Source organism: Micromonospora sp. NBRC 110009 (assembly GCF_030518795.1).
In the GTDB taxonomy this organism is placed as follows: domain Bacteria; phylum Actinomycetota; class Actinomycetes; order Mycobacteriales; family Micromonosporaceae; genus Micromonospora.
On the sequence record NZ_CP130427.1, the window covers coordinates 6741880 to 6765390 of the forward strand.

Annotated in this window: 25 protein-coding genes and 2 pseudogenes; 11 read left to right on the top strand and 16 right to left on the bottom strand. The window is 67.3% G+C overall.

Features of this window, described 5'->3' with window-relative positions; all coding sequences use genetic code 11:
• Positions 1 to 104: 104 nt before the first annotated feature.
• Complete coding sequence (locus tag Q2K19_RS31780; protein WP_302766033.1) at positions 105 to 269, top strand: hypothetical protein; 165 nt, start codon at positions 105 to 107, stop codon at positions 267 to 269.
• A 385-nt stretch (positions 270 to 654) separates the two neighbouring features.
• Positions 655 to 1149 (top strand): hypothetical protein, encoded by a 495-nt coding sequence (locus tag Q2K19_RS31785; RefSeq protein WP_302766034.1) that lies wholly within the window; start codon positions 655 to 657, stop codon positions 1147 to 1149.
• Positions 1150 to 1519: 370 nt separating this feature from the next.
• On the opposite strand, the gene Q2K19_RS31790 is transcribed toward Q2K19_RS31785, so the two are convergent.
• Positions 1520 to 2191: a glutamine amidotransferase-related protein gene (locus Q2K19_RS31790; RefSeq protein ID WP_302766035.1), complete on the bottom strand. Its 672-nt coding sequence runs from the start codon at positions 2189 to 2191 to the stop codon at positions 1520 to 1522.
• A gap of 7 nt (positions 2192 to 2198) precedes the next feature.
• Entirely contained in the window at positions 2199 to 2594 is a 396-nt protein-coding gene (locus Q2K19_RS31795) for a hypothetical protein (RefSeq protein WP_302766036.1), read from the bottom strand.
• A gap of 847 nt (positions 2595 to 3441) precedes the next feature.
• On the opposite strand from Q2K19_RS31795, the gene Q2K19_RS31800 reads away from it, so the two are divergent.
• On the top strand, positions 3442 to 3660 hold the full coding sequence (locus tag Q2K19_RS31800) for a hypothetical protein (RefSeq protein WP_302766037.1): 219 nt from the start codon (positions 3442 to 3444) through the stop codon (positions 3658 to 3660).
• Here the strand turns inward: Q2K19_RS31800 and Q2K19_RS31805 are convergent.
• Positions 3645 to 4241 carry a TetR/AcrR family transcriptional regulator gene (locus Q2K19_RS31805; RefSeq protein WP_302766038.1) on the bottom strand — a complete coding sequence of 199 codons (597 nt, stop codon included), beginning with the start codon at positions 4239 to 4241 and terminating at the stop codon, positions 3645 to 3647. The genes Q2K19_RS31800 and Q2K19_RS31805 overlap by 16 nt on opposite strands.
• A 99-nt stretch (positions 4242 to 4340) precedes the next feature.
• On the opposite strand from Q2K19_RS31805, the gene Q2K19_RS31810 reads away from it, so the two are divergent.
• Entirely contained in the window at positions 4341 to 5141 is an 801-nt protein-coding gene (locus Q2K19_RS31810; RefSeq protein WP_302766039.1) for an alpha/beta hydrolase, read from the top strand.
• A gap of 442 nt (positions 5142 to 5583) precedes the next feature.
• Here Q2K19_RS31810 and Q2K19_RS31815 read toward each other — a convergent pair whose 3' ends face one another.
• The 4 genes from Q2K19_RS31815 to Q2K19_RS31830 all read right to left on the bottom strand — a co-directional run bounded on the left by Q2K19_RS31815 (position 5584) and on the right by Q2K19_RS31830 (position 8707).
• Entirely contained in the window at positions 5584 to 6069 is a 486-nt protein-coding gene (locus tag Q2K19_RS31815) for a GNAT family N-acetyltransferase (protein ID WP_302766040.1), read from the bottom strand.
• 182 nt (positions 6070 to 6251) lie between these two features.
• Positions 6252 to 6662, bottom strand: coding sequence for a VOC family protein (locus Q2K19_RS31820; protein ID WP_302766042.1), 411 nt, complete (start codon positions 6660 to 6662; stop codon positions 6252 to 6254).
• A gap of 128 nt (positions 6663 to 6790) precedes the next feature.
• A complete protein-coding gene (locus Q2K19_RS31825) occupies positions 6791 to 7627 on the bottom strand; it encodes an IS5 family transposase (RefSeq protein ID WP_302762752.1) in 837 nt (278 codons plus the stop codon).
• 246 nt (positions 7628 to 7873) lie between these two features.
• Positions 7874 to 8707: an IS5 family transposase gene (locus tag Q2K19_RS31830; RefSeq protein WP_302766043.1), complete on the bottom strand. Its 834-nt coding sequence runs from the start codon at positions 8705 to 8707 to the stop codon at positions 7874 to 7876.
• A 298-nt stretch (positions 8708 to 9005) separates the two neighbouring features.
• Here Q2K19_RS31830 and Q2K19_RS31835 point away from each other — a divergent pair, with 298 nt between their 5' ends.
• Together Q2K19_RS31835 and Q2K19_RS31840 are read left to right on the top strand one after the other, a co-directional pair.
• Entirely contained in the window at positions 9006 to 9842 is an 837-nt protein-coding gene (locus Q2K19_RS31835) for an IS5 family transposase (protein ID WP_302762752.1), read from the top strand.
• Positions 9843 to 9943: 101 nt separating this feature from the next.
• A pseudogene (locus tag Q2K19_RS31840) lies at positions 9944 to 10724 on the top strand (transposase family protein).
• 116 nt (positions 10725 to 10840) lie between these two features.
• On the opposite strand, the gene Q2K19_RS31845 reads toward Q2K19_RS31840, so the two are convergent.
• Both Q2K19_RS31845 and Q2K19_RS31850 read right to left on the bottom strand, forming a co-directional pair.
• Entirely contained in the window at positions 10841 to 11617 is a 777-nt protein-coding gene (locus tag Q2K19_RS31845; RefSeq protein WP_302766044.1) for a class I SAM-dependent methyltransferase, read from the bottom strand.
• Positions 11618 to 11767: 150 nt separating this feature from the next.
• On the bottom strand, positions 11768 to 12148 hold the full coding sequence (locus tag Q2K19_RS31850; RefSeq protein ID WP_302766045.1) for a nuclear transport factor 2 family protein: 381 nt from the start codon (positions 12146 to 12148) through the stop codon (positions 11768 to 11770).
• A gap of 179 nt (positions 12149 to 12327) precedes the next feature.
• On the opposite strand from Q2K19_RS31850, the gene Q2K19_RS31855 reads away from it, so the two are divergent.
• Complete coding sequence (locus Q2K19_RS31855) at positions 12328 to 12564, top strand: hypothetical protein (RefSeq protein ID WP_302766046.1); 237 nt, start codon at positions 12328 to 12330, stop codon at positions 12562 to 12564.
• 141 nt (positions 12565 to 12705) lie between these two features.
• Here the strand turns inward: Q2K19_RS31855 and Q2K19_RS31860 are convergent, their stop codons facing one another.
• From Q2K19_RS31860 to Q2K19_RS31870, 3 genes and pseudogenes are all read right to left on the bottom strand, one after another.
• Entirely contained in the window at positions 12706 to 13266 is a 561-nt protein-coding gene (locus tag Q2K19_RS31860) for a DUF6461 domain-containing protein (RefSeq protein ID WP_302766047.1), read from the bottom strand.
• Positions 13267 to 13584: 318 nt separating this feature from the next.
• On the bottom strand, positions 13585 to 13914 hold the full coding sequence (locus tag Q2K19_RS31865) for a DUF4190 domain-containing protein (RefSeq protein ID WP_302766048.1): 330 nt from the start codon (positions 13912 to 13914) through the stop codon (positions 13585 to 13587).
• Between the two features lie 943 nt (positions 13915 to 14857).
• Positions 14858 to 15205, bottom strand: a pseudogene (locus Q2K19_RS31870) (DDE-type integrase/transposase/recombinase); the annotation flags it as partial.
• Between the two features lie 539 nt (positions 15206 to 15744).
• Between Q2K19_RS31870 and Q2K19_RS31875 the strand changes: the two are divergent.
• Both Q2K19_RS31875 and Q2K19_RS31880 read left to right on the top strand, forming a co-directional pair.
• The gene (locus Q2K19_RS31875; RefSeq protein WP_302766049.1) at positions 15745 to 16968 is read left to right on the top strand and encodes an MFS transporter; all 1224 of its coding nucleotides are present in this window, start codon (positions 15745 to 15747) and stop codon (positions 16966 to 16968) included.
• 196 nt (positions 16969 to 17164) lie between these two features.
• Complete coding sequence (locus tag Q2K19_RS31880) at positions 17165 to 17611, top strand: GNAT family N-acetyltransferase (protein ID WP_302766051.1); 447 nt, start codon at positions 17165 to 17167, stop codon at positions 17609 to 17611.
• A gap of 186 nt (positions 17612 to 17797) precedes the next feature.
• Here the strand turns inward: Q2K19_RS31880 and Q2K19_RS31885 are convergent, their stop codons facing one another.
• From Q2K19_RS31885 to Q2K19_RS31895, 3 genes are all read right to left on the bottom strand, one after another.
• A complete protein-coding gene (locus Q2K19_RS31885) occupies positions 17798 to 18250 on the bottom strand; it encodes a hypothetical protein (RefSeq protein WP_302766052.1) in 453 nt (150 codons plus the stop codon).
• 167 nt (positions 18251 to 18417) lie between these two features.
• A complete protein-coding gene (locus Q2K19_RS31890) occupies positions 18418 to 18861 on the bottom strand; it encodes a hypothetical protein (RefSeq protein ID WP_446839778.1) in 444 nt (147 codons plus the stop codon).
• A 203-nt stretch (positions 18862 to 19064) separates the two neighbouring features.
• Positions 19065 to 20021: an alkylmercury lyase family protein gene (locus Q2K19_RS31895; protein ID WP_302772862.1), complete on the bottom strand. Its 957-nt coding sequence runs from the start codon at positions 20019 to 20021 to the stop codon at positions 19065 to 19067.
• Positions 20022 to 20210: 189 nt separating this feature from the next.
• Between Q2K19_RS31895 and Q2K19_RS31900 the strand changes: the two genes are divergently transcribed.
• Entirely contained in the window at positions 20211 to 20528 is a 318-nt protein-coding gene (locus Q2K19_RS31900; RefSeq protein ID WP_446839726.1) for a MerR family DNA-binding protein, read from the top strand.
• Between the two features lie 26 nt (positions 20529 to 20554).
• The gene (locus tag Q2K19_RS31905) at positions 20555 to 21127 is read left to right on the top strand and encodes a bleomycin resistance protein (protein WP_302766055.1); all 573 of its coding nucleotides are present in this window, start codon (positions 20555 to 20557) and stop codon (positions 21125 to 21127) included.
• Positions 21128 to 21274: 147 nt separating this feature from the next.
• On the opposite strand, the gene Q2K19_RS31910 is transcribed toward Q2K19_RS31905, so the two are convergent.
• Positions 21275 to 23506, bottom strand: coding sequence for a PEP/pyruvate-binding domain-containing protein (locus Q2K19_RS31910; protein WP_302766056.1), 2232 nt, complete (start codon positions 23504 to 23506; stop codon positions 21275 to 21277).
• Positions 23507 to 23511: the final 5 nt, after the last annotated feature.

Here is a 23511-nt window from a genome sequence, read left to right on the forward strand (position 1 = left end):
TCCGTTCCCCCCAAGGAACGGGGCCTTCCGCGCGATGAGCAGCCGGCCAGCACCAGGCACCCGCGCGCTCGGGTCGAGCAGACACTTATCTATCCGCGTTGCTGATGGCGCCGGATCTGCTCCTCGAGCGCTGCAAGGCGCGCGTGAATATCGGCCAGCTGCGTTATCGCGCGCCTAGCGCGAACGTGCAGGTCTGCCAACTCCCGGTTGAGTTGGTCCTCGGCGTGATCCGCGACTGGCGCGGGCACCTGCGCCGTGGTCATCCCTGATCTCCCCATGCTTGAGCAACCCGCAGAGCGGGGACGGGTTGCGCAGACCGTACCCCGATCGCAGCGCAGAAAAACCAGCGGCACGGACTCGATAGAGCAGGTCGAGCCCCGGACGCCGACAAGATCAGAAAGCAAGGTCGGTGCTGCGGGCGGCCGTGCAGACGCAGAGTCGGGAGTCGCAGGAGTTCCAGGAGAGTCAACCGCCGGCGGCAGGACGACGTTCCTGAGAGGACGATGTAACGAGCAAGCGGTTGGCTCCGCTGATATTGCCGGCAGGGATGGCAATCGGACCGGCGACTGGTAGCCGGTGGCGAAGCGGCGATATCCGGACGACTCATCCTTGGATATCAGAGCCGCCGGCGACGGCGAGCTGGGTGGGGGCCTCATGGTGATGGATCTTTCCGCGGTCGCGCGGGAGCGGGCGGTGCTCGCGACCATTGCCGATGCGATGGTGACAGCGTCGGTCGGCAGAGGTCTGCGTGTAGCGGTCGCCTGCCCGGATACACACCTAGCCCTCGTCGATCACCTCGCTCAGGCGCTGCACGTCCGCGGCCGGCCATGCCGCAGCCTTGTCTCGAAGCCGAACCCATCAAGCAGCGGCAGCGTGCCGTCACGCCCGGAAGAGAACCGCTCGACCGTGCTCGTGGTCAGCAGCGGCCCGTCCGGGAAGACAGACGATGACGCGGAGCGCGTGGACATCAACGTGACGGTCGGCACCCCAACGGACCACGGAGGGGGTCTTAGCCACCAGAGGCCGGGCGAGGGCCATACAGACGCCGACCATGAGCCGGACATCATCCTCGCCTATCACGAATCCGACGGGCCGACGATCCGCCACATGGCATCCCACCTGTCGTCGCCACCACTCGCCCCGCAGTAGCAGCGGCGGAGGCACCGACGCGGCACGGGGAGCGGATCACGAGTACCTACCAGGGTCCATCGCCGTACTTGTCTCCGCAGGCGTCCAGAAAGTCAAGCTGGGCTTGGGCGATATCGGTGTTCGTGTCGGGCCCTGGGGCGGCGCTGGCCGCTCCCGCCGCCTTCACGAGGCCCCGCCCAGGCAGAGAGAACCTCGGGTCGACGATCAGCTCGCCGCGCTGTCCGGCGCGGCTGGTCGACGGTCTGAAGATGGTCACCGTGGTCCCGCTTGGTGCCGTCAGTTGCTGTACTTCGTTGCTGTACCTGCTCCGTAGCTATCGCGCCGCCGTCCACGATGTCGCCATGAGGCACCACGGGTAGGCCGAGCCGCGTTACAGGTCTGCCCTCATGCGGGCCCGATTACTGGCGGCAGTGGCCCACGCCCCAATGATCGGGTGAGGTTCGGCGCCAGTGGCGAGTTCTGGTTGGAAGAGGGTGCCGAGGAAGAACGGATGTTCCGGTAGTTCGGCGACTCGTACGATGCCTTCGTCGTCGACTCCGGTGAACCGCATCCCATGGTCGGTCAGCACTTGTGCGGTGGCCGGGTTGAGGCCGTAGGAGCAGTGGTAGTACTCCCTGGTTCGCGTCGCGCCCAGTGCTCGCTCGAAGAGTGAGCCGCTGGTTGCGAGGACAACGCACTCGTTGCCGCCCAGTGAACAGGAGAGTGGGACCAGGACGTCTTCTTCGGCCATATCGGCTACCTGCGTGGCGAACTCGATGACGGCCAACTGCAGGCCGCCGCAGGTTCCCAGGAGGGGGATGCCGGCCCGACGGGCGGCACCTGCGGCCGCGATGACCCCCGCCTCGGTCTCGTATGGACTGCCGGTGAGCCAGACCCCGTCGAAGCCGTCGAGCGTGTTGTCGACCTCTGTCGTCGGGATCCATGTCGCGTCGATCTTCATTCCCTCGGTTGCCGTCAACCCAGTGATCGCGCGGGTGACTGGCGCGTGTGATCCGGCGTCGAGGTGGTCGCCAACGAGGGCGAACCGAGTGATGAGGCTCATTCCCTGATCACCCACGTCCGGGAGCCACATAGTAGGCAAGAAAGGAACTGCCGGGCTCGACAGCGGTAAGTAATCCGCGCCATGACCAGAGATTCGGATGTTCCCAGTGGATGGCGGCTTCGGCCGGTGCCAATAGTTCGACCGCTTCGGCCACCTGGTCGCGGCTGAGCCGGAAGACGCCTGTTTCGTTGACGTAGCCACATACCAAAGCCAGAACGGCCGCTGGCAGTTTGTGCTCGCCGCCCGGCCCATTCAGATGTCCGACCGTCAGCCCGTCCGGCCCCCTGCGCGCCAACGTGTACGCGGTTGGCTGCACATACCCGGGGATGCGTGCCGCGAAGCGCGCGTACGCAGCCCGCAGATCCTCGTCAGTCGGCCAAGCGTCGTTACTCGAAGGAAGCATGGCAGTGAACGATAGCCGCAAGTCCGTCCGCGGTCCGCCCCCTCAGCCATCCCGTCGGCCTTCATCCGCACACCTGTGGAGTGGATGGGGCCTGCCCGGTCAAGGTGGAGCACCCAACGGCTGAACGACCTTGACCGGGCAGGCCCCACCCACTCGGCTCTGCCCGGACGAAGGTTGTCGGGATGGCGCCACCATCCCGGAGTGCCCGAGCGCCCCGCCGGAGGCACTGCCTTTGTCTCGACCGAACTTAGCCCCGGATCTGCCAGCACTCATGGCGGCCCGGGGCTTCGTCGTATGTCGCGCCGCCGGCGGGCTACCACCGACGCGCTGGCGGCCGAAGGCCAGAAGCGCGGCGGCGGGCCGTCGGCCCGGCCCAGGTTCGGCGGCGCGAGCGGCCCGCGACGCGGGCCGCCTTGATCTCGTACAGAAAGTTCTCACATGAGAGATCAAGGATGGAGATCAAGGATGGATGTCCTCCGTCGGATGATGTGCGACGCTCGTCTGCCAACTGATCTGCCAAAGAGTCGACGCTTGGCGGGCCGTCGCTGTCCAGCCTGGCCGGAATGCGTAGGTCGCCGCCTGAGGTGCTTGGAGCCTCCGGGCCGCTTGTGGCGGCGCTTTGCGCTGCGGCCATCAGCACCGTGGTTAGAAGTCGACGGGATCGGCCCGATCCTGGCCCGACGTCGAGATATGGCTGTAACGCAGCCCGGATCGCTGCGATGCCGTCCCGCAGTTCCGCGTCTGAGGCGAGAAGGCTTTGCCTCGGCGCGCTGGTCCTGGCCGGCACCCTTACCTGCCCATCGGGCCGGCCCCCGCCGGGCTCGCCACCGCGCCCGCACGGCCCACGGTGGACGCGCTCACCGTGCTCGGCGGGGAGAACGTCGCGTTTACGGTGACCGGGCGGGAGGTCTACCTGCACTTTCCCGAGGGCGGGTACGGCCGGTCGAAGTTCACCAACGCGTACCGGGAGAAGAAGCTCAGGGTGGTGGCGACGACCCGGAACGGAACTTGGAAGTCGGTGCGGGCGCTGGCCGACCTGGCCGCCGCCGGTCAGTCCTCCCGGTAGGCGATGATCGCCCGGCCGGCGGCTATCAGCGCGGCGGCCATCCGCTCGCGGTCGTCGAGGTAGGCGCCGGTCAGCGCGCCGTCGCGGAGCATCATCATCTGCTGGGCGGCCAGCTCCGGCTCCGGGTGGCCCAGCTCGGCCATCAGCTCGACGATCTGCCCGGTGAACCAGGTCCGGTGCTGGGCGACGGCGTGCCGCACGGGGTGGTCGGGGTCGGCGTACTCGGCGGAGGCGTTGACGTACGGGCAGCCGCGGAAGCCGGGTGCCCGGCTCTCCGCGACGATGGCGTCCACGATGGCCCGCAGCACGGCCCGGGGATCGCCAGCCAGCGCTTGACGGGCCTCGGCCAGCGCCTCCCGCTCCCGCTCCGAGCGGGCGGTGAGGTACGTGGCGATCAGGTCGTCCTTGGTCGGGAAGTGCCGGTAGAAGGTGACCCGGGTGACCTTGGACTCGGCGACGACCCGCTCAACGCCGACCGCGCGGATGCCCTCCCGATAGAAGAGCCGGTCGGCGGTGTCCAGGATCCGGGCCCGAGCCGCCGACGGTCGGGCCTGGCGCGTGGAGCCGGCTGGATCACTCATCGGGATCACTTTCTTGCCGTTGGTGCGGTGCAGGTGTACGGTCGCCAGCATAGCAGGTAGAACGTTCCTTCTACATATCCGAACACCTGGAGTGACCGCATGCCCGCCTCCCGCACCCCCGTCGTCTTCGTCCACGGCCTCTGGCTGCACTCGACCAGCTGGCAGCCATGGGTCGAGCTGTTCCGCGAGGCCGGTTACGACCCGATCGCCCCCGAATGGCCGGACATCCCGGACACGGTCGCCGAGGCCCGCGCCGTGCCGGAGCGCTTCGGCGGCCACGGCGTCGCCGACGTCACCGCGCACTTCGCCGGCATCATCCGGAAGTTGCCGACGCCCCCCGTGGTCGTCGGTCACTCCTTCGGCGGCCTGATCGTGCAGCAACTGCTCGGCCAGGGGCTGGCCCGGGCGGCGGTGGCCATCGACCCCGCCCCAGCCAAGGGCGTCCTCGCGCTACCGGTCTCCGCGTTGCGGGTGGCGTCGGTCGCGCTGCGCAACCCGGCCAACCGCCGCCGGGCGGTCGCGCTAACCCCGGCCCAGTTCCGGTACGGCTTCGGCAACGCCCTCAGCGAGGCCGAATCGGCCGAGCTGTACGAGAAGTGGACGATCCCCACCCCCGGTCGACCGCTTTTCGAGGCGGCGACGGCCAACCTCGGCCCGAGCACCGCCACGAAGATCAACACGAACCGCGCCGGGCGTGGACCGTTGCTGATCACGGCCGGCGGCCGCGACCACACCGTCCCGCCGGCGATCAGCAAGGGCACGGCCCGGCTGTACCGGAAGTCCCCGGCGGTCACCGACGTGGTCACCTTCCCGGACCGCGGGCACTCGCTCACCATCGACCACGGCTGGCGCGAGGTCGCGCAGACCAGCCTCGACTGGCTCGCGCGGCAGTCCCGGTGATCAACCGGCGGGTGGTCGCGGCGCCGCGACCACCCGCCGACTGCCGTCAGAAGTGGTACGCGGCGTCGTAATCGGGCACGAGCACCCGGCTGCGCGGCGACGACGCGCACCGTCGTACACGAGCGCACAGCATGCGCTGTCTTCGGCACAACATCGCGTTGATCGCCGGCCCAGTTGGCACCTTGACAGCTCGACCTGTCGCACATCAGTTGACGGAAATCTGTCGCACATCAGTTGTCGGATCACAAGATCAAGGATGGATGCTGGGCTCCACTTGATCCGTTACACATCGACTTCACTTGAAGGGTGACAGTTGGCCGGCTCTCTCCGGGCTCGGCTGTCACGGTGCGTAACTGGCGTGCCGCCTATCGCTGGGGCATGCGATCCCCGACGCCGGTCAAGACGCGCGATCAGCGGCAGATGAGTGCGCCTGGCCCTATCGTTAAAGCTCGATCCGGTAACGCCGAGCGGGGCCGAACTTGGTGTCCTGGATGCACTCGAAAACGCCGCCGCACCGCTCGATCGCTTTCACCGAGGCGACATTGTCGACCGCGCAGACTGCCAACAGCCGATCCAGGCCGAGCACTCGCGCCTCGTCGAGCATCCGGCCCATCGCCCAGGTGGCCAGCCCGCGTCGGCGCGCGGACGGTCGGATGCCGTAACCGAGGTGGCCGGCCCACCGCACGTAGTCACTACTACCGTGCCGCAGTGCGATCCCACCGAGCACGTGATCGCCCTCGACGATCCATCGATACGTGCAACGGTGATCTGCCAGCCGCGCCACCCAGGCCGCGAACCCGGCCGGCGAATCCACCTCGTCGGACGGGCCCAGTCCGAAACCGTCCTCATGCAACCCCGGACCCCACTCTGCATGAGCCTCGAGCCACGCACTGTGCAGACGGACAGCAGGTACGATCAACTCGGGCACGCGACGACAATACCCGCTGGCACAGGCATGGACATCAGGGCGAAAGTTCCGCGAGCACTGCGCTCTCCTCGGCAAAGTCGGACGGTAGCGGCTGGTGGGCGTGCGGACGGCGGCTATGACAGGACGGTGCCATGCGAAAGCTCGCCGGCACATCGTCGGGAAGTTTCTGCGCGCGCCGTCGCTCAGGCGGCCTCCTCGCCCTCGAACCCGATGAGCCAGTGGAGGCCGTAACGGTCGATGGCCTGCCCGTCGGATGCGCCCCAGGGCCGCGTCTGCAAGTCGTCCACGACCCGGCCACCTTCGGAGAGGCTGGAGAACCACTTGCGCAGGGTGGAGGGGGCGGCGGTGCCAAGCAGGGCCAGCATCATGCCTTCGCAGCGGAACGGAGGCTCGTCACCGGACACGTCGGCGGCAAAGAGCGAGACCGGCCCCTCGATGAGGTAGCCGTGGGCAATTGCGTCAGCAGGACCGTCGGTTCTGTTGAACTCTGCGAAGGTGTGCAACTGAACTTCACAGCCAAAGACGCCACCGTAGAAGGTCAAGGCTTCGCGAGCGGTGCCGGGAAAATGTAGATACGGCGTCGGGGCAGTCATACATCGGATGCTATGTCCCATCGCCGAAACGCGCTGACCTCGAGACTTCCGTGCGCCACCCACGCCGGCGCGCCGTGACTCTGCCTAAGAGGGCGTCTGATTCACGTATTTTGTGAGTGATGTGATCTTCAGATGTCTCGCCAGGTTGGGGTGGTTTCGTCGGTGACCCGTTTGGTGAGGTTGTCGATCATCGCGATGCGGATCATGCTGGCGGAGTGGTCGGGTAGGGCTTCGTAGTCACGGGCCAGACGGCGGTGGAGCATGATCCAGCCGAGGGTGCGTTCGACGACCCATCGGCGTTTGACCACCGAGAATCCTTTGATGTGCGGGTCTTTGGCGACGACCTCGACGTCGATGCCGAGGGTGGCGCCGTGTTCGATGACCTTGTTTTTGAAGCCGGCGTCGACCCAGGTCTTGGCCAGGGCGGGATGCGCGGCTTTGGCCTGATCGAGGAGGTCGACGCCGATGGTGTTGTCGGTGACGCTGGCCGCGGTGACGATGACGGCGAGGAGCAGACCGAGGGTGTCGGTGACGATGCCGCGTTTGCGTCCGACGATCTTCTTGCCGGCGTCGATGCCCTGGCTGGCCAGCGGCGCGTTGGTGGAGGTCTTCACGCTCTGGGTGTCGATCACACCGGCCGACGGCTGAGCGGCGCGTCCGGCCTTGGCGCGGGCCAGTCCGGTGAGCTCGTAGTTGAGCTGGGTGAAGATGCCATCGCCTGTCCAGGCGGTGAAGTAGCCGTAGACGGTCTGCCAGGGCGGGAAGTCGTGCGGCAGATAGCGCCACGCGATGCCGGTGCGGTTGACGTAGAGGATCGCGTTGAAGATCTCCCGCAGGTCGTAGGTGGGTTTGCGTCCCCCGACGCCAGCATCGGTGCGCGTCTGGCGCCAGGCGTCCAGTCGTGGTGCGATCAGCGCCCAACGGGCGTCGGACAGGTCGGAGGGGTAGGCAGGTCGTTCGGCCATACGAGATGTCTACTGTGGACCGCGAGGTGGGTCGCACTCGGGGTCCGCCGATTCCCGAACTTTGTGAACCAGACACGATCTGCGGATCAAAGCAGGGCATCTCGCATCGACATCAATCAGGCGAACCTGGTCCCAGTAGTGATCATTCGACCCTGCCGACGCCTCACCGACCCGGCCCACGAAAGCAGCAATATGCAGCGAGAGTGATCAAAACGCCCAGTTAGAGCGTGTTTGAGAGGGACTTGATCAGGTCCAGATGAAGGTGCGCTTTGCCTGCCGTCGGGCTGGTCGGCCGCGAATGCGGCGGGTCATGCCGGCGATGGCGGCCCACCTGACGATGCCTTCGGAGATTTCAGGGTGGCGTTCGTAGTCGCGGGCCAGCCTGCGGCAGGCGGTGAGCCATGCCAGGGTCCGCTCCACAACCCACCTGCGCGGGTGCACGGCGAAGCCCCGCTGGTCAACGGGCTTGCGCACGATCTCCAGCGTGATCTTCAAGGTGTCGCGGGTCCAGTCGACGAGACGGCCCGCGAAGCCCTGGTCGGCGAAGACGTGCCGGATCGGGGTGGCCAGATAAGCGCCGAGCAGGGCCGTCTTCGCGCCGTCGCGGTCCTGCCACGACGCGGCCATCACCGCCACGGTGACCAACAGCCCGCCGGTATCGGTGATGATGAACCGTTTCCTGCCGTTGACCTTCTTACCCGCGTCGTAACCACGCGTCTGCTGCCCGACGGTGTCGGCGCCCTTCACCGACTGCGAGTCGATGATCCCCGCCGACGGCTCCGGATTCCGCCCGTCCTGCACCCGCGCCTTGACCCGCAGCGTGGCCAGCAGGTTCTCGGTCACACCGGCGTCCTCCCAGCGCACGAAATACCAGTACACCGTCTGCCACGGCGGCAGATCCGCCGGCAGGTACCGCCACGGACACCCCGAGCGGACCACGTACAAGATCGCGTTGACGATCTCCCGACGAGGGTGCTTCTCCCGCCGCCCGTCCGTGCTGGGCTCCGGCAACAACCCTTCGATCAACGCCCACTGGGCATCGGTCAGGTCCGACGGGTAACCACGACGAGGCGACGACACCCAGACACCCTGCCCGCCCCGGCGGCCATCGTCACGCCGCCACACCGTCCACACCCGACCTTCTCAAACACGCACTAACTGGGCGTTTTGATCACTCTCGCTGCATATTGCTGCTTTCGTGGGCCTGGTCGGTGAGGCGTCGGCAGGGTCGAATGATCACTACTGGGACCAGGTTCGCCTGATTGATGTCGATGCGAGATGCCCTGCTTTGATCCGCAGATCGTGTCTGGTTCACAAAGTTCGGGAATCGGCGGACCCCGAGTGCGACCCACCTCGCGGTCCACAGTAGACATCTCGTATGGCCGAACGACCTGCCTACCCCTCCGACCTGTCCGACGCCCGTTGGGCGCTGATCGCACCACGACTGGACGCCTGGCGCCAGACGCGCACCGATGCTGGCGTCGGGGGACGCAAACCCACCTACGACCTGCGGGAGATCTTCAACGCGATCCTCTACGTCAACCGCACCGGCATCGCGTGGCGCTATCTGCCGCACGACTTCCCGCCCTGGCAGACCGTCTACGGCTACTTCACCGCCTGGACAGGCGATGGCATCTTCACCCAGCTCAACTACGAGCTCACCGGACTGGCCCGCGCCAAGGCCGGACGCGCCGCTCAGCCGTCGGCCGGTGTGATCGACACCCAGAGCGTGAAGACCTCCACCAACGCGCCGCTGGCCAGCCAGGGCATCGACGCCGGCAAGAAGATCGTCGGACGCAAACGCGGCATCGTCACCGACACCCTCGGTCTGCTCCTCGCCGTCATCGTCACCGCGGCCAGCGTCACCGACAACACCATCGGCGTCGACCTCCTCGATCAGGCCAAAGCCGCGCATCCCGCCCTGGCCAAGACCTGGGTCGACGCCGGCTTCAAGAACAAGGTCATCGAACACGGCGCCACCCTCGGCATCGACGTCGAGGTCGTCGCCAAAGACCCGCACATCAAAGGATTCTCGGTGGTCAAACGCCGATGGGTCGTCGAACGCACCCTCGGCTGGATCATGCTCCACCGCCGTCTGGCCCGCGACTACGAAGCCCTACCCGACCACTCCGCCAGCATGATCCGCATCGCGATGATCGACAACCTCACCAAACGGGTCACCGACGAAACCACCCCAACCTGGCGAGACATCTGAAGATCACATCACTCACAAAATACGTGAATCAGACGCCCTCTAAGCGACGTCTCGTAACCCTGATCTCTGTCTGTTAAGCACGATGGGGCAGGATGCCCGGGGTGCGGGTGATCACGGCAGCCCGCCCGGAGTGGATCTTCCCGTTCACCGGGTTGCAGCCCGCCCAGTTCCGCAGGCTGGTCCGGTTGGTCGCCGAGCGCGGGGGTGAGGGCATCGCCGACGGCCGGCCGGGCCGGCAGTGGGCCCTGGACCTGCCGGATCGGGTGTTGCTGGTCGCCGCCTACTGGCGTACGAACCTGACGATGCGCCAGATCGGCCCGCTGTTCGGGGTGTCGCGCTCAGCGGCGCACCGGGTCATCGACACCCTTCGCGCCGCTGCTGGCCCTGGCGCCGGTGCGGAAGCGACCGGTCGAGCAGATCGCGATCGTCGACGGGACATTGATCCCCACCCGCAATCACCGGCTGGCCGCCCGGAGCAAGAACTACCGGTACTCGACGAACCTTCAGGTCGCCATCGACGCCAGCACCCGCCTGGTCATCGCCGTCGGCGACCCGCAGCCCGGCAACCGAAACGACACCATCGTCTACCGCACCTCCGGCATCGCCGAAAAGCTGGACGGGCGGCCGGTGATGGCCGACGGCGGCTACCGCGGCAACCCCGAGGTGATCATGCCGTACCGCAAGCCCACCGACGGCAGTCAGCTCCCGGACTGGAAGGAAGCCCTCAACGTCCAGCACCGCACCGTTCGAGCGGGAGTCGAACACGCCCTGGCCAGGATGAAGTGCTTCAAGATCCTGCGCGACTACCGCCGCGCCGCCCACACATTGACCGGCGCCGCTTCCGGCATCGCCAACCTCCACAACATCATCCTCGCCGGCTGACCACCAGCCCGATACCGGGCAACGCCTTCACCCAGTTACGAGACGTCCCTTAGCGCGCGAATCGCGGCATTGTCCGGATGGCCGTTGGCAGGCGGGGACATCTGACTACCGAGGCACTACTGCTCACGGCGCCGACGCGCGAGATGGACGGTGATGTCGGCGGCAATCTCGACCGTCGCAGGCAGGACCTGCATGATTCGGCTATATACCTGCTCTTGCTCCCAGGTCGGCAACTCAAGATAAGCCGAGATGGTCGAGAGAAGGCCAACGTAGTCGCGAGCACTCATCGTCCAGCGCCGCTCGATCACGGACTGCTGAACATCGGCGAACCACCCAGACCGTTGGAGCTCCGTACCCGGCCACTGCATGTCATGTCCCGGAGGCGTCCCATCTGGAGACGGAACCTCGTCGCTCTCCAAGAACGGTGCCCGGGCCGCGCGCACAGCTTCCTCCACAGCCAGGTCAGCCAGCCGGACTGGTCCACCGAACGAGGCGAACACGCCACCCGGCTCCAGCAGCGCGGCCACGCGCGACCACCGACCCTCCGGTTTCGTCCAATGCAGCGCCGCTGCCGCATAGAGCAGCCCGTAGCTCTCGCCCGGTCGCAAGTCCTCGAACGCGGCTTGCATGGTCTTGACGGCTGCTGGCACGTGCTTACGCAGCTCGGTGAGCATGGCCCCGTCAGGCTCGGTCGCGGTGACCGTGACCCCGCGCTGAGCGAACAGACGGGTTGCCTTGCCTGTCCCGGCGCCAATCTCGAGGGCGGTCCGAACCGGCTGACCCGCGTAGGTCATCACCATGTCGAAAAGCTCCACGGGATACCCTGGCCGGAACCGTTCGTATGCTTCCGCCACCACTCCGAAGCTCAGTGCGCGACCAGACATGCCGAGCATCCTGACACGATGTTCGCCGTCAATGCTCGGTCTTTCGCGCGACCCGGCCGCCCGATCATGGGCAGCGGAACGCTGAAGCAACGACGATCGCTCATCGGCAGATCCGGTAGTCCCTTCGGACCGCGGAAACAGTCGAGCATTGGATCGGAGTCAGGCCCCGATCTCGGTTGCCTGTGACCACACGACAGTCCACGTGCCGTCACGCTTCTCATAGTGGTCGGTGTGCCAAGCGCTCAGTTCGACCTCATCGGCAACTCCGACACTCAACCGGATGCGCGCGATGTAGCGGAGGACGATGAGGTCCGGCGACGCGCGCACCGAGATTGACGAAGAGGGTTCGAAATCGAGGTACTCGAGGCGCTTGGACGCCACGTCGCCGAGGTACGTCGCCTTCGTATGCGTTTGTCCGGCCGGCGTGATGAGCTCGTAGTCATCAGCGTGGATTCGTTCGGCTACGGCCATGTCTCGCTCGACGAGAGATCGAAGGCGAGATCGCTCGAGCCCCAGGACCTCCGCCACGTCGTCGTTCATGACGACGTTCTACAGGATCCTCGCAACCCTGCGGGAGCAGGGCTGTCGGCTGCTCGCGACATCGCCCGCTCACCACCCTCGATCATTTTGGTGCACTGATCTCGGCAGATCCGGTCGCCGCGCCCGGTCGGCGGCCATGAGAGTACGGGCCGGGTGGCCGTTCTGACACCATCGGGACCGTGACGGACGCCAGCGCATCACCTCCACCCGGTTACCGGCAGCCGGCCATTGCGTGGTTGGTCGAGTACAAGGACGAGCGTGAGCCCGGATCGCGCTTCCAGGCGGGGGCCTTCACGACCGAGACGGAGGCACAGAAGCTGCTGGACCAGTTGGGTGGATCCCGGTTGTACGGAGAGATGTGGATCAACTCGGGCCTTGCACATCAAACCGTCCAGGACTGGGAGTGGGATCGCTGAGTGCTGAGCGGCCGTACTCACGCCGACCCGGACCCCTTTATTCTGAGTCGGACATTGCTGGCCATGAACGAACGCCCGACCAGCGGCTAATGAGTGTGGACGCCGGCGACCTCGGGTGATCCCGCACCGGCGCGGGACCAGCTAACGGCGGTTGATCTTCGCAAACAACTGGGGACGGTCAAACCAGCCAGCATCGAGTCCCAGGCCGGTCAAGGACTCCACGGTCGCCATGGCGGTCTCCCAGTCGGGGAACGGACCTCGCTCACGATCGCGGAGATCGCGCAACGCGTCGAGGTGGTCGGTCAAGGCGTCCGGGTCGGCACCCCATCGGTCCTGCGGGCACAGCACGTCCAGCTCGGTGACCAACACACCGTCAACGGCGTAGTAAAGCCTGTTGAAGTTGTTAATCAGCCAGAACACCTCATGAACGGTGGCGTCCTGGCTGAGCCGCCGCAGCACGTCCTCCTCATCGCTGCCGACGCTGTACCCCACGACGATGACCGCGTCGCCGCGCTGTTCGAGGAAGACCACGTCGTCGTCGTATCCGACATCAACCGGCCGGTACGTCGTCATTGTGTCCGGGTCACCGCGCAACCGGCGTAGCACGTCGTCCACTGTCAACCGCGCCTGGTGAGGGCGGATCACCGTCCAACACATGGACTCCTCGAAATCCGCCGAAACTTCCCTGAGCTGCTCGAACATTCGCACGTAGTGCTCAATCCGCTCCGGTGTCGGACCCGCCACGACGCCCCCTCTGCAGTCAACGGTCGCCCGACCGTACCGCCGGCAGTGGCTGGCGCGGCACAACGCCTACGACCCGCCCTCCACCCGCAATCACGCGCTTGAGGGCGTCCACTTCTCGGCGAAGTCGCGCCACCAGCGGATGACAGGACATCCCAGCGTGGCGAGTCGAACCCCCAGATGACCGGCGAGGAGCAGTAGCAGGGCCAAGATGTGGCCAGGTCCGGTCGGAACCCACGGTTACCGTGGCCAGGGATTCGAAGCCGTCGGGCCTGACCGTCAGCTTCCGGCAGCAGAGCCGACGATCATCGTGCCCACAAAGCCGCACCAGACGAGGACGAACAGCCCGTAGATGGCGGTGAAGATCCAGCCGACCACGAGACCGGCGGTGGCAAGCTCAACGCCGCGTTCGCCTGTCTGGGCGATCTGTTTCTTGGCCTTGTTGCCGAAATAGATGCCCAACGGCGGGAACACCATCGCGCCAAAGACCAGCGCGAGGATCGCGTACATGTTGACTGGCGGAGGGTACGCATAGGGCGGATACGGCGGGTAGACCGGCGTCGGGCCTGGCACCGGTGGGGGTTGCTGAGTCGGTGGCTGGTCGGTCATGTTGCCCTCCGGACGGTGGCGGCTACCTCCACAGTGTGAAGGAGCCCGCAAGCGGGCCCCAGGAGGCACTTTCACGCCAACGAGCCGCATGTACGGTTCGGTAACTGATTGCGAGCGGGTGCCACAATCGCGCCATGGCCGATGCCAAAGAGCCGCGTCCCTGGCCTCGGATCAGGGCGGCGGCACCACGCGACGGCTTCGCATCGGACCCTGCAGCGGGATTGCCTGTGGTGGAGCCCCGAACGCCTGGCGCCGCAGAAGTTGGGGGGCCGGACCCTGCTCGTGGAGCCGACAGACGCGGGCGGGTCCGGGCGTGGCCGGCGATTGACGGTGGGGGAAGCGGCCACCGCATCGCCCGAGCCGGCTTTGTTCTTGCCGCAGTCCTGGCCGGGTTGGCGTGGCTGTCGGTCGCAGGTCTTGTCTTCGGTGCTGTGGATGCTCGAGATGATCCGGAAGGGATGACCAGCGTTTTCGCGGTCTGGCTGATGCCATATGTGCTTGTGCCCGCGCTCGGCCTTACCGCTGGCGTCGCGTTGCTATATCGCAAGATTCGGGGTGGCCGTGTCCCCTTGCTGATCGCTGTGGTGACCACGTTGGCGGCGCTTGTGGTCTGCTGCTCCTGGTGGGAGCTCGTACCGATCCTGCCCTGTGGGCCCCTGCGGCCCTGTTTCCCCGGACGGATGCTGGCCCGGGCGCACCATCAGGGGTATGAGCGTGCGATGTGGGCGCGGCAATAGGGGGCATGGCCATCGCCGGAGCGGGGAACTTCGTCGATGGCTGTGGTAGGCGAGCGATCAGCCGGTCACCGGTCGCTGTGCCCGTCTAGCTGTTGCTGGCCAACAGGTTGTAGACGTTGAGCGGCATCGCACGGTCAGGCCTGGGTGAGGGGGCTCCGTTGCGTTATCGGATCGGCGGACGTGTTGATCCCGGGTCGGGTCCGCGGTCAGATCGCTTGGGCGAGTCCGGTGAAAGTAGCGGCGTCCCGCGTAGCGGGCGGGGCGTCGACGGCGAGTTCGTAGTGGCCGCGTCGGAGGTTCTGCATGAACGCGTGTCCGGCGATGATCACCTGCGCTGACTTGTCTGTTCGTAGCCCGCGCATCGGTCTCAACCGGTGTTTCAACTGGCTGTGATCAGCCTCGATCGGATTGTTCGCGTACCGTTCGACGTGGTGCCACGCGGACGGGATCAGCTCGTCGAGCACGCCAGGGTAGACCGGCGCGGCGTCGGTCACGACCTCGCGGGGTGTCACCTTCAACGTCGACAGCGCCTGGCGGAAGAACCGCCCGGCCGCGCCGACTCCAGCTGCTCGCGCAGCAAGCCGACAGGGTCCACACTCTTGGGTGCGGCCATCGCGTTCTTCTCCTTCGGTTGTGACTTAGCCGTCTCGAAGGATCTACGCGGTGGCCGGCTCCTACCTCACGACACGCCCGCCAACAGGCCCGTCGTACACCACCCCCATGGACGCAACCCCCCGCGTCGTTGTATGACCGGCTGTGCAACCACTGCGCATCGGTCGAGAGGAACGGCAGGAGACCGAGTCACATGTCCGTGCGGATCGACTGCCGTAACACCTACGCCACGATGGCGGGCACCGGCATCCAACCGCCCGACGAGGGTTTGGTGGCCTGGAACTGGAGTACATGAAGAAAGTGAGGTTCCTCGAGCCGCAGAAACGGGGTCGCCGGGAATCGCTGGATAGTCAGGGCCGGTGCGACGAGGGGGCGTGAGCAGGTGACCGACCGTCGATCTTCGTGGCTGCCGCCACTGGGTCGCAACGCATGGCTGGTGCTGGGCGTCAACATGCTCGCGTGCCTCGGTAGCGGTCTTACGATGCCGTTCCTGATCGTCTACCTGCATCAAGTCCGCGGGTTCAGCCTGCCCACTGCGGGTCTGATCCTAGGAATCGTGGGCGTCGCCGGCATCATCACGACACCGCTGACCGGCCCGTTGATCGACCGGATCGGTTCTCTCCGGTCCTTCATCGCCGGCCTGCTCGTCGCCGCCGTGGGCATCTCCGCCTACACGCTGGCCACTGCCGTGCCGACGGCGATCCTCGCCGCAGTCGTCTACGGCTTCGCCAGCGGTCTGATGTGGAACGGGTTCGCCACGCTACTGACCCATCTGGTCGCGCCGGCCGAGCGCGGATCGGTCTTCGCCCTGCGCTACATGAGCGCCAATGTCGCGTTCGGTGCCGGCGCGTTGATCTCCGGCTTCGTGACCATCTCAGCGAGGCCGGGGCCGTACGTGGTGATCCTGCTCGCCGACGCGTCGTCCTATCTGCTGTTCGCCGTGGCCCTGATCGCCCTGCGGCCGGTGCTGGCTCCCTCGCCGGCGGTCGCCACAGGGAAGCCAGCCTCACACGGGCAGCGGATCGGCTACCGCCAGGTGCTGCGCGACCGGACCCTGCTCGGCGCGCTGCTGGCCAACAGCCTGCTGATGGTGTTCGCACTGTCGCAGACCAACTCCGCGTTCGCGGCGTGGGTCACCGGCGACGGCGGCGGCACCACCCGCGTCGTGGGCTTCGCGTTCTTCCTCAACATCACCGTGCTGCTGTTCGCGCAGCTCCCCGCGATCAGGCTCGCCCGCGAGCGGTCCCGATGGGGCGGCGCGGCCCGGGCCGCGGTGCTCTTCGCCGCAGCATGGCTGGTGCTGATCCTGCCGACCACGCTCGGCCTGCACGGTCTCACCCGCGACCTGCTGCAGATCGCCTCCCTGGGCGTCTTCGCCCTCGGTGAGGCCACCCTCGCGCCGACGCTGCCGGCGCTGATCAACGACATGGCACCGGAGCACCTGCGCGGCCGATACAACGCCATCTTCAGTCTCTCCAACCAGATCGGCCCGGTCGTGGCTCCAACGCTGGCCGGCTTCGCGCTGGGCAACGGTGTCGGGCAGCCGTACTTCTACGGCCTGGCACTTGCCTGTTTGGCCATCGCCGGCCTCGCCCTGCTGCTGCGCCGGGTGACACCGCGCTCGGCCGACCTCGGCATCGCGTCGGAGCCAGCCGAGGCGCCCGCCGACGACGTCCCAGTCCCGGTCGACTCGACGCGCCACTAGCTTCTGCCAACCCGATGCTCGGACGGCGGGCGTCAAGGGGTGGGAACAGCGAAGTCGACATCGCTGGTCGCTGGTTGACGACATTTGACGGTGTCTTGTGCCCCCTGTGTGCCCCGCGCTGGCCATCACGGTCGGCTCCGGTCTGGCATGGGCGTTAGCGCTCGCCGGACGGTCGCTGGCACTAGAGTTGACCGTCATGGGTGTCGAGATCGAGGCTGTGCAGGACGTCACCGACGAGCTGGTCCAGGCGTTTGCACGCCTACTCCCTCAGCTATCGCAGTCCGCAGCACCCCTGGATGCCGAGACGTTGAAGGCACTCGTTGCCTGGCCGGGCAACCGACTGCTGGTGGCGCGTGTCGACGGGGAGATCATGGGGACCCTGACCTTGGTGACGTTCCCGATCCCGACAGGCGTAAGAGCGTGGATTGAGGATGTCGTGGTCGACGAGGCAGCCCGGGGCCGAGGTGTCGGGGCAGCTCTGACCCAGGAGGCCGTGAGACTCGCCCGTGCCGCTGGGGCCCGCACTGTCGATCTGACGTCCCGCCCGTCACGAGAAGCAGCCAACCGGCTGTATGAGCGGTTGGGGTTCGGTCTGCGGGACTCGAAGGTCTATAGGCTTGACGCAACTGCACCGGCCGAGTGAGGGACCACTCATCGGTACACCAACTACAGGTAAGGCGGCTCCGGCCGGCCTGGTCATCGGGCCGACCACGCCTTGTCACCTGGGCAGCCGTCGTCACCAGTAGTCGTCGTTGGTCGCTCACGATCACCCTCCGACGGCCTGGTGACGGCCTGGGCCTCGTCCACCCGCCCGGAGCCCGCACTGCGGCTACTCAGGCCCACCGAGCTCGCCGACGGCCAGGACGAGTTGGATCGGGAACTCCTTGTCCCACTGGCCAAGACCGACGCAGACGCTTCGACCGTGGCGATACCAGGTGTCGGCGTCCGTGACGAACTCGACTAGCGCATCAGCGAGCGGCGGTAACGGCTCGCCTCGGATCGCTCGATCGAGGTCCTCGCGAAAGGTTCGGGGACGGGGCAAGCCCCAGTTGGCCGTGAGCGCCGCCACGAGCTGCGCGCGCTTGGCCTCGAAGTTGCCCCAGACCTCTTCCCAGCGCTCGGTCGGCTCTTCCCAAAAGACGTCGCTGACCGCCACGGACACGATGTGGTAACCGGGGCCGCTGACATCCATGCCCTGCCCCACATGCCGTGCGACCCGCTGCGTTGGGTAGGCGCGCTGAACCAGTTCTTCGGCCAGGGTGAAGGATTCATCAAGGTCCACAGGCGGAGGCTACAGCCGCGACGGCTTGGACCTTGTCTTCGTCGACCCCTTGACCCCCAGTCAACAATCACGGCGCGCTTACCTGCTGCTCTGCTGGCTCTGAGCTGCGGGCGTGGTCCACGCTCGTCCCTGCTCGTCCGGTGGTGTCCGACCCGATCGTCACCCAGTTAGTCACCCATGCCCCGCAGCATGGCTTCCGCCTCGCGCACCATGTCCTGTTCAAGATGGGCGCGCTCAGCCGCGTTGTCCTCCCACAGGTCGGCCAGGAAGGCGAACGTGGCAAGGGGCTCCGGGAACCCTAGAGAACCGGCATGGGCGGCGATGGCATGCGCGCCATCCACCGGCGCGATGGCCCCGGACACCATCCGCCGCGCATATGAGACCACCACCTCCCAGACGGCCCGGTCCTCGTCCGGCAGCTCAGGCAAGCCCAACTCGTCGACCACCTGGTCCAACAGCTCGCGTGCCTCGCGGTACTCGCCTCGCGAGAGCCCAGCGAGTTCCCGCAACGATGGACTATCCAGCCCCTCGGCAAGCGCCTGCGCCGCAACCATCGCCAACTCCTCGCTAGCCAGGTCACCGGCCAGAACCCGCACCCCGACGTCCCGCATGTCGATCACACGCCGAGTGTCGGGCTCCGCCGATCCTCCCGTCCAGCGGGTTGCGCTGGACCCCTCGCTTGTAAGTTCTGGGCAGTCCTCCGGTTGCGTCCATCGGCGGCCGGCCCGCCCTCGTCGGACCCGTCAAGAGTCGTTCGTGGTGCGCTGTCGTTCGTCAGCGTTGCTACAGACGCTGCTACACCCTGCTGTCGGCCTCAGGCGAGCAGCGGTTCGAAGATGTCGCGGCCGAGCCTGACGGCCTGGTCCTGGTCGAGAACAGTGGCGGCCAGGTGGGGATGGGCGGTGATCCACGCCTGAGCGTTGGATGCGCTGGTGAAGAAGTTGATGGTGGAGCAGCAGGTGTCCACGGAGCGACCAGCGTCTCCGGTGGCCGCGTACACGATCACCGCCTCCGCCGGCTGGTACGTCGCGGCGCCGCTGGTGATGGTCACGCGGACCGGTCGGCCGGTGTGCGGATCGGCGGAGGTGATGGTCGCGTCGGTGCCGAGCATGAACGGCATGCCCAACGCGTCGATGGCACACATCGCGAACACCTCGACATCGCTGAAGGACACCACGTGCGGCGTCGGCGTTGGGGAGAACGGGTAGGCCGCGACCAGACGCCCGGCGCTGTCGACGGCGACAAGATCCTCCCGGGCAAGTTCTCGGAGCGCCTTCGCGGTGTCCAGGTCCGCCGTGCTGACGCCAGCGCGGATGTCGGCGTCCGTGGGGGCAGTCCCGGTCGCGGCGAAGTGACGCAGGATCGCCCGGTGCACCTGCCGGAGGCTGTCGGGGAGCTGCTCGGCGCGGCGGGGCCGATCGGTCCGGATCGCATTGCCCGGCTGCGCACAGCAATCCACCCGGCTCTGCTCCGACGCGGCGGTCACGGGTCCGGCGCCTATCGCCTGGCGCAGGGCAGCGCGGATGCGCTCGCCGGTGGGGAGATCGAGGCGACAGGCTGCTGAGCCGTCGCCGGTACCGCCCATCACGTCCACGCCGTTCACCAGGATCGACGGCGACGGATAGTCCCCCACGACCTCGGTGACCACCGCGCGGGGCAGACCGAGATCGGCCAGCGCGGCACGCAGCTCGCGCCGAGCCGGAGCGAGGTTCGGACAGTCGGGCACGGAACGGAGCTCAACAGCCACCCGGCCTTCTGCTGCTGCGGTCATCACAGCCCTCCTGGCAAGCGGCTCCCGGTGGCATCTCGCCTCACCGGCTGGCCGTCACGGCTCTTCCCGTACCAGACTGAACCTTCCAGTACAGGGGAAGGTCAAGGCACGACGACAGGAGCGGATCGGGGAACTCGCCGAGGCAACCGGCACCAGCGCCAAGACCTGCGCTTCTACGAAGCCAGCGGCTTGCTGCCACGTCCCACCCGCACCCCCGCTGGCTACCGCAGCTACGACGACAACACCGTCGCTCGGCTGGACTTCATCCGCCGCGGCCGTGCCGCCGGCCTCACTCTCGCCCAGATCCGCGACATCCTCACCGTCCGCGACACTGGCCACGCCCCCTGCGGACACGTACGCCAACTACTCGCCCAACAGCTCGACGCCATCGACGCCCAGCTCGCCCAGCTGCACGCCCTCCGTGCCACCGTGGCCCAGCTGCACGACGCTGCCAACAACGCCGAACCCGACACCTGCCCACCAGAACAGGTCTGCCGCTACCTGTGACCCGCACCCCGCCGAAGGGAATCGCTGTGACCGTCGCCGCCGAAACCATCCGAGAATCCGACCACGAACACTGCGGCTGCTGCGCCCGCCAGCTACCCAGAAGCGACGTCGTCGAGCTGGGCAACACCCCCGGCGTGTTCATCTGCGTCGGCTGCGCGATCTGGGCCGCCCGGCGCATCGGTCCGGCCGCGGCACTGCGTCAGCTGCGGTTCACGCCGCTGGGGGCACTGATGCGCCGGCTCGCCGGCAACCGCCCCAACGCCGGACCGCAGGCAGCCATCCCGATCCTGCCCAGCACCGACCTGGACCGCACCGCGGCCTTCTACACCGCGGCCGGGTTCACCGAGACCGGCCGCCACCCCGGCTACCTGCTGATGCGCACCAGCGGCGTAGAACTACATTTCTCTCTCGAACCCGACCGTAAGGCACCCGGCCAGTGCTTCGTCCACGTCACCGACGCGCTCAAGCTATGGAAGCAGCTGCGCCACCACGCCACCGCCGGCGTAGGCCCGATCGGCGATCAGGAGTACGGGTTGCGCGAGTTCGCCCTGACCGACCCCGACGGCAACCGAGTCCGTTTCGGCAGTCGAGCGCATTAACGACCCCTGCTGTGACGACCTGGTCGCCTGCGCCGGCAGCTCCTGCTGCCCGTTGCCATTCGCTGACCTCGCTGAGAGGAACCGCCGCCGACCATTGCTGACCGCCTGTGCCTCCTGGTTCCGTCTGGCCTGGCCGGGCTCGTCGCCCTAGCCTTGAGGCGTGACTGTGCCGGCGGTGCCGTCGACGGTTACGAGCTGCCCGGGGCGGAGTCGTTGGGTGGCGTTGCCGGTGCCGACGACGGCGGGGATGCCGTACTCGCGTGCGACCAGGGAGGCGTGTGCGGCTAGGGTGCCGCCGTCGGTGACTACGGCGGCGGCGCGGGCAAACAGAGGTGTCCACGCTGGGGCGGTGGCCTTGGCGACAAGTACCTGGCCCTCGGTGAAGGCGTCAAAGTCTTCTGGTCCGTGCACGATGGCGACTGCGCCGCTGGCGCGGCCTGCTGAGGCGGGGTGTCCTGTGACCGCGCCTTCGGCTTTGGTGGTCCCCCGCGCGTGCTCGACGGCGCGTTCGATGACGTCTCCGATAAGTCGCGCGGGACGGCCGAGGGTCAATGGCGCGGCTAGTCGGCGCTGACGCTGCCAAACGGTGCGCCGTTCGGCGGCCTTGCCGTTCAGCTGGCCCGGGCTGTCGGTGATCGCGGTAATCACCTCATCGCGCGTGCAGTAGTAGATGTCGTCGGGCTGCTCAATCGCCCCCAGGTTGACCAGGTACTGCCCTAGCCGTCGGGCGCAGGCCCGCAAGATCGGCCATGCGAGGGTGAATTGGCTAGCCTGTTCCTCGCGGATCATGGCGTAGCGCTGGTTGACCTTCACCAGCCGATCGAAGTCGGCCACCAGCCGCGGCCGGTCGTCCAGCGCCGCTCGGCATCGGTGCTCGGCAACCATTCGACGTTCCGCGAGCTCACGGTGCCGGTCGGCGGGTCGGTGCGGCTGGCTGATGGGGAGGTCTGCGGCGACTGGGTGATACCAATCGACGCTCTGTACCGCGTGCCCGCCGGGCACCAGTTGGGCGCCGGGCAGCCCACGCAGCAGCACCTGCGCCCCGCCCTCTTGCTCGGGTAGCACGTCGACGAGGTGTCGGCGTGCGAAGCGGGTGAGGCGGGCTTCCATCTTCCACGCGGATCCACCGACGATCGCCAGGTACCACAGGGAGATCCCGGCCTCTCGCCCGAGTGCGTCGACGAGCTCGGCCAGTCGCCGCGGTGATGCCGTCTCTACCTCACCCTGGGCGGAGGCGACGAGCCGCCGATAGTTGGGCAACTGTTGCTCGCGCCACCCGCGCTCCAGCTCTGCTAGGGCAGCGCGGTCGGCGGCGTACGGGTCATAGCTGACCCTGATGAGTGCGTTGAACAGGATCTTCACGGCCCGTGTTCGACCGTGCCACAACACCTGGGCGAGCAGTTTCGGTGACGGGATCGGAGTGGCGTTGAAGTACCAGCCGTTGACCAGCGCGTACCGGAACGGCACCCGGACTCCGACGCTGTCCTTCATGCCGTCGAGGTAGCCGCCTTCGAGCAGCGGCAGAAGCCAGGTGGCGAACAGTGGGGTGACCGCCTCTGGGAGCCATTCCCCGAGCCGGAAGTTACGCATCCACAGTCCCGGCCCTGGCGGCGTCCACGACACCGGCTCCGGCACGGCGGTCATAGGCCGGGCCTGGAGCAGCCACAGCTTGCCCGCCTGGTCGATGGCCCACTCGACGTCCTGGGGCTGGCCGTCGTACCGGTCGGCGATTCGACGTGACAGGTCGGCAACAGCGGCGGCCTGGGCGTCGTCGAGCACCCGGCCACCACCCGCAGCGGACCGGGTCATCAGGGTGCGGCCCGCGGTGATCGTCCATTCCTCACCGGTGGTCTCACCCGACACCAGCGGCTCACCCAACCCTGCGACGGCGGCCACGACCGTTTGGTCGCGGTGACCGGTGACCGGATGCGCCGTGAACGCCACCCCGGCCGCCGCCGGATCGACCATCACCTGCACCAGAACTGCCATCGCCGCGGTCGCCCCGCCTTGCCGCTGGTGGTACGCGGCGACGCGCTCGCTGGTCGCTGCGGCGAAGCATCGCCGCACCGCCTCGCCCAGCTCGTCGGTCGGCACGTTCAGGTACGTCTCGTACAGGCCGGCGTAGGAGGCGTCCGGTAGATCCTCGGCCGCACCGGACGAACGCACCGCGAACCGATCGCCGACCAGTCCGCCGGCGACGGTGGCGAGTCGTCGATCCAACTGCGGGTCGTCCAGGGCTGCGGTGGTCACCACGAACCCGGGCGGCACCGGGAACCCGGCCACCGACAGCTCGGCAAGGACGGCGGCCTTACCGCCGATCACCGCCCGGTCGGCCGGGCTCGTCTCTGCCAGGGTGACGACCGTCAGGTTGGTGCTCATCAGCC